Origin of the sequence: Cellulosimicrobium sp. CpK407 (assembly GCF_051844275.1) — a bacterium.
In the GTDB taxonomy this organism is placed as follows: domain Bacteria; phylum Actinomycetota; class Actinomycetes; order Actinomycetales; family Cellulomonadaceae; genus Cellulosimicrobium; species Cellulosimicrobium cellulans_G.
The window spans coordinates 1-4,804 of sequence record NZ_JBGNYC010000090.1 but is presented as its reverse complement, the minus strand read 5'-3'; the positions used below and the strand labels follow the sequence as shown (position 1 = coordinate 4,804).

General features: G+C 71.2%; 4 protein-coding genes. 3 read left to right on the top strand and 1 reads right to left on the bottom strand.

Annotated elements, in window-relative coordinates; all coding sequences use genetic code 11:
• Nucleotides 1–272 precede the first annotated feature (272 nt).
• Nucleotides 273–1,274 (bottom strand): LacI family DNA-binding transcriptional regulator, encoded by a 1,002-nt coding sequence (locus ABWU78_RS20770; protein WP_253054134.1) that lies wholly within the window; start codon nt 1,272–1,274, stop codon nt 273–275.
• Nucleotides 1,275–1,539: 265 nt separating this feature from the next.
• On the opposite strand from ABWU78_RS20770, the gene ABWU78_RS20765 reads away from it, so the two are divergent.
• From ABWU78_RS20765 to ABWU78_RS20755, 3 genes are read left to right on the top strand one after another with little or no spacing between them, the layout of a single operon-like run.
• A complete protein-coding gene (locus ABWU78_RS20765) occupies nt 1,540–2,826 on the top strand; it encodes an extracellular solute-binding protein (RefSeq protein ID WP_353708295.1) in 1,287 nt (428 codons plus the stop codon).
• An 8-nt stretch (nt 2,827–2,834) separates the two neighbouring features.
• Nucleotides 2,835–3,854 (top strand): carbohydrate ABC transporter permease, encoded by a 1,020-nt coding sequence (locus ABWU78_RS20760; protein ID WP_353708296.1) that lies wholly within the window; start codon nt 2,835–2,837, stop codon nt 3,852–3,854.
• Nucleotides 3,854–4,747 carry a carbohydrate ABC transporter permease gene (locus ABWU78_RS20755; RefSeq protein WP_253054128.1) on the top strand — a complete coding sequence of 298 codons (894 nt, stop codon included), beginning with the start codon at nt 3,854–3,856 and terminating at the stop codon, nt 4,745–4,747. The genes ABWU78_RS20760 and ABWU78_RS20755 overlap by 1 nt, the downstream gene beginning before the upstream one ends.
• Nucleotides 4,748–4,804 lie beyond the last annotated feature (57 nt).

The window sequence follows — 4,804 nt, the reverse complement described above, 5'->3', positions numbered from 1 at the left end:
TCCGCCGCTCGTTCCTCGCGGCTCCCGCCAGGCCCGACCACGACGCGGCACCACCACCCACCCCGCCCTACGCCGTCTCACCCAGGTCCTCGCTCGCCCGGGCGACCGCACGCCTCGTGGCTAGGGATCTCTTTCGGCCCACCAGGGCTCTACCTCGCCCAACCACGGCTCTACCTCGCGTGGCCTCGGCTCTACCTCGGGTGACCAGGGCTCTGCCTCGGCGGACCGCCTTTCTCTCGCGTGCGACCGGGGTTCGCTCGCGGGCGGTGGGGTCAGAGGGCCCGGGTGGTGCCGCGGACGACGAGGGTCGTGGGGAGGCGGAGGTGGGGCTCGCGGGGGTTGCCCTCGACGAGGTCGACGATGAGGCGCAGGGCCTCGGCGCCCATGCGGTGGATCGGCTGGTCGACGGTCGTCAGGGGCGGGGTGGTGAGGGCCGACTCGGGGACGTTGTCGAACCCGACGACGGACACGTCGTCGGGCACGCGCAGGCCGAGCTCGGCGGCGACCTCCATGGTGCGGATGGCGGACAGGTCGTTCGCGGCGAAGATCGCCGTGGGCCGGTCGGGGAGGGAGAGGAGCTCGTGCGCGGGGGAGTCCGCGAGGTCGGGGCGGTAGCCACCGACGCGGACGAGGTCGGGGTCGAAGGGGATGCCGGCGTCGGCGAGCGCGTCGCGGTACCCCTGCTCGCGCAGGCGCGCGGACTCGAGGTCGGGGCGGCCGGCGAGGAAGCCGATGCGGCGGTGGCCGAGGGAGAGCAGGTGCTCGGTCGCGGCGCGCGCGCCGGCGAGGTTGTCGGAGTCGACGGTCGGCGGGCCCGACGGGCCGCGGTGCGGATCGACGGCGACGACCGGGATGGAGTTGCCGGGCGCGACGACGGTCGGCGTGACGAGGATGGCGCCGTCGATCAGCGTGCCGCCGAGCCGCGAGAGGTAGCGCTGCTCCCAGCCCACGCGGTCGTCGCGGCGTAGCCCGCCGGAGTAGGCGAGGAGCTCGTAGCCGGTGCCGTCGACCGCGTCCGAGATGCCCTTGAGCAGCTCGGTCGAGAACGGCTCGAACTCGGCGACCAGGATGCCGATGACGTTGGTGCGACGGCTGCGCAGGCTGCGCGCGACGATGGACGACTCGTACCCGAGCTGGTCGATGATCTCCTGGACGTGCCGGGAGGTCTCCAGGGCGACGCCGTAGCGACCGTTGATCACCTTGGAGACGGTCGCGACGGAGACGCCGGCGGTGCGCGCGACATCGCCGATCGTGACTCTTCCCGTGGAGCGCATGGGGAGACAGTAGCCCGTGATGCGACGCCTCGGCGGCGCCCCGCCGGGCGCGCGGCCCGGACCGCCGACGCGTCGTGGGCCGCGCCCGCACTCCCGCGGCCGCGCGGGTCGATCGTGCCCGCCACATCGTGTGTAAAACGTTATCGATAACGATTGACAGGCTGGCCCTGCGTTTGCGAGAGTCGCTCTGGCGGCCCCGACGCGGGGGCGGCCCGGCGCGCTCGACGGAGCGCGCGCCCGTGCGGCTCGACGAAGAGGACGAATCATGAGGTCTCGGAAGTTCCTGGCGGCATCGGCCGCGCTGGTGGCGAGTGCGATGGCGCTCTCGGCCTGTGGCGGCGGAGGGGGGTCCGGCACGGAGGACGGCGACGTCACCCTGACGTTCTGGCACAACTCCACGACCGGCCCCGGCATGGAGTACTGGAAGACCACGGCCGCGGCGTTCGAGGACGAGAACCCCGGCGTGACGATCAAGATCCAGGCCATCCAGAACGAGGACATGGACGGCAAGCTCCAGACCGCGCTGAACTCGGGTGACGCCCCCGACATCTTCATGGCGCGCGGCGGCGGCAAGCTCGCGGACGTCGTCGAGGCGGGTCAGGTCAAGGACCTGACCGACCTCATCGACCCGGCGGTCAAGGAGGCGGTCGGCGGGTCGCTGAGCGCGCTCTCGGTCGACGGCAAGGTCTACGGCATGCCGGTGTCGATCCTGCCCGGCGGCATGTTCTACAGCACCGAGCTCTTCGAGCAGGCCGGCATCACCGAGACCCCCGGGACGATCGCCGACCTCGAGGCGGCGACCGAGCAGCTCAAGGCCGCCGGCATCGCGCCCATCGCGCTCGGCGCCAAGGACGCGTGGCCCGCCGCGCACTGGTACTACTTCTTCGCGCTCCGGTACTGCTCCCAGGACGCGATGAACGAGGCCGCCGAGACGCGGACCTTCGACGACCCGTGCTGGCTCGACGCCGGCAACGCGCTCGCGGACTTCGCGGCGACCGAGCCGTTCAACGAGGGCTTCCTCACCACGTCCGCGCAGCAGGGCGCCGGCTCGTCGGCCGGCCTGCTCGCGAACCACCAGGCGTCGATGGAGCTCATGGGCGCGTGGGACCCGGGCGTCATCGCGTCCCTCACGCCGGACGAGAAGCCGCTGCCCGACCTCCAGTGGTTCCCGTTCCCCGAGGTCGAGGGCGGTGACGGCGAGCCCGGCGCGATGATGGGCGGCGTCGACGGCTACTCGTGCTACGTGGACGCCCCGGACGCGTGCGCCGACTTCCTCAACTACGCCATGTCGAAGGAGTCGCAGGAGGCCTACGCCACCGCGTTCCAGACGCTGCCCGCGAGCAAGGAGGCGCAGGCCGCCGTCGTCGACCCGGCCCTCGTCTCGATCCTCGAGGCGTACAACGAGGCGCCGTACGTCTCCGTCTGGCTCGACACGCTCTACGGCCAGAACATCGGGAACGCGCTGAACACGGCCGTCGTCAACCTGCTCGCCGGCCAGGGCACTCCCGAGGACATCGTCACCGCCGTCAACGACGCGGCCGCCAAGGAGTAGCACCTTCCATGAACGTGTCCCAGGGCGAGATCTCGCCGAGCACGACGACGCCCGAGGACCGGGCCGGGGGCGGCGTCACGACGCCCCCGGCCGCCCCGGTCGCCGCGCGGCGCCCCCCGCGCGGCGGCCGTTGGGCCCAGCGAGCCGAGATCGCGGTGCTCGCCGGGCCCGCGCTCGTCGTCTTCCTGACCTTCGTCATCGTCCCCGTGGTGATGGCGGCGTACTACGGGTTCTTCAAGTGGAAGGGCTTCGGCCCGCCGACGGACTTCGTCGGGCTGGAGAACTACCTCATCATCTTCCGCGACCCCGAGTTCCTCGCGGCGCTGCGGCACAACGCGTTCATCGTCGTGATGTCGCTCGTGCTGCAGGGCCCGGTCGCCGTGGTCGTGGCGCTCATGCTCAACCGGCGCATCCGCGGCCGCTCGGTGATCCGGGTGCTCGTGTTCGTGCCGTACGTGGTGTCCGAGGTGATCGTGGGGACGGGCTTCAGCCTCATGCTCGCGACCACGGGCGCCGTGAACGACCTGCTCGACAAGATCGGTCTCGGGTTCCTCTCGGTCGACTGGCTCGCCGACCCCGACGTCGCGATCTGGACCCTCCTGCTCATCATCACGTGGAAGTACATCGGCTTCGCCGTGATCCTCTTCCTCGCGGGCCTGCAGGGCATCCCCGACGAGCTGGGCGAGGCCGCGGCGATCGACGGCGCGTCGTACTGGAAGACGCAGCGCTACGTCACCCTCCCGCTGCTCGGCCCGACCGTCCGCATCTGGGCGTTCCTGTCGATCATCGGCTCGCTCCAGCTCTTCGACCTCGTCTACATCATCTGGGGCCAGTACGTGGCCTCGACGGCGGGGACGTCGACCATGGCGACCTACATGGTGGCGAACGGCCGCAACGCGGGGAACTACGGGTTCGGCAGCGCGGTCGCCGTGGTGCTGTTCCTCATCTCCCTCGCGGTGGCGCTCGTCTACCAGCGGTACGTCCTGCGCCGTGACACCGCGGGCGCGATCACGGAAGGGAAGAAGTGATGGCCACCGTCACCGCCGCACCCGCGCCCGAGCGTGCCGCCGGCGTCCAGACCCCGAAGGAGCCGCGCGGCTCCGGCATCGGCCGGGGCGGCCCCCTGACCTACGTGGTGGCGTGGCTGCTCGTGGGCGTCTGCCTCGCCCCGATCGCGTACATCGTGGTGGGCGGGTTCCGCACGAACGCGCAGATCACGGCCGACCCGTCGGGCCTGCCCGACCCGTGGCAGATCGAGAACTACGTCGGGGTCCTGACGAGCTCGCTGTTCTGGCAGCAGCTCGGGAACTCGCTCGTGGCCGGGCTCCTCACGACCCTCGGGGTCGTCGTCCTCGGTCTCATGGCGAGCTACGTCATCGCGCGCTACTCGTTCGTGGGGCGCGGGGCGCTGTACGCGCTGTTCGCGGCGGGGCTCATGTTCCCCATGACCGTCGCGATCACCCCGCTGTACATCATGATCCGCTCGCTCGGGCTGATGAACTCCGTGGGCGGGCTCGTGCTCCCGCAGATCGCGTTCGCGCTCCCGACGACCGTCATCATCCTCGTCCCGTTCCTGCGCGCGATCCCGCGCGAGATCGAGGAGGCGGCGTCGATCGACGGGGCGAGCCGGCTGGGCTTCTTCTTCCGCATGGTCGTGCCGCTGTCGCTGCCGGGCGTCATCACCGTGGGGATCCTCGCGTTCGTCGCGAGCTGGAACAGCTACATGCTCCCGCTCTTCATCCTCAACGACGAGACGTCGTACACGCTCCCGCTGGGCGTGCAGGCGTTCGCGTCGCAGTACTCCGTGGACACCGCCCGTGTGCTCGCCTTCACCTCCCTGTCGATGATCCCCGCGCTCGTCTTCTTCTCGCTGTTCGAGCGGCGCATCGTCGGGGGCCTCACCGGCGCCGTGAAGGGCTGACCACCGCCCGTCCGCACCCCGCCCCGGGCCCCAGTGCGCGGGGGGGGGGGGACAAAC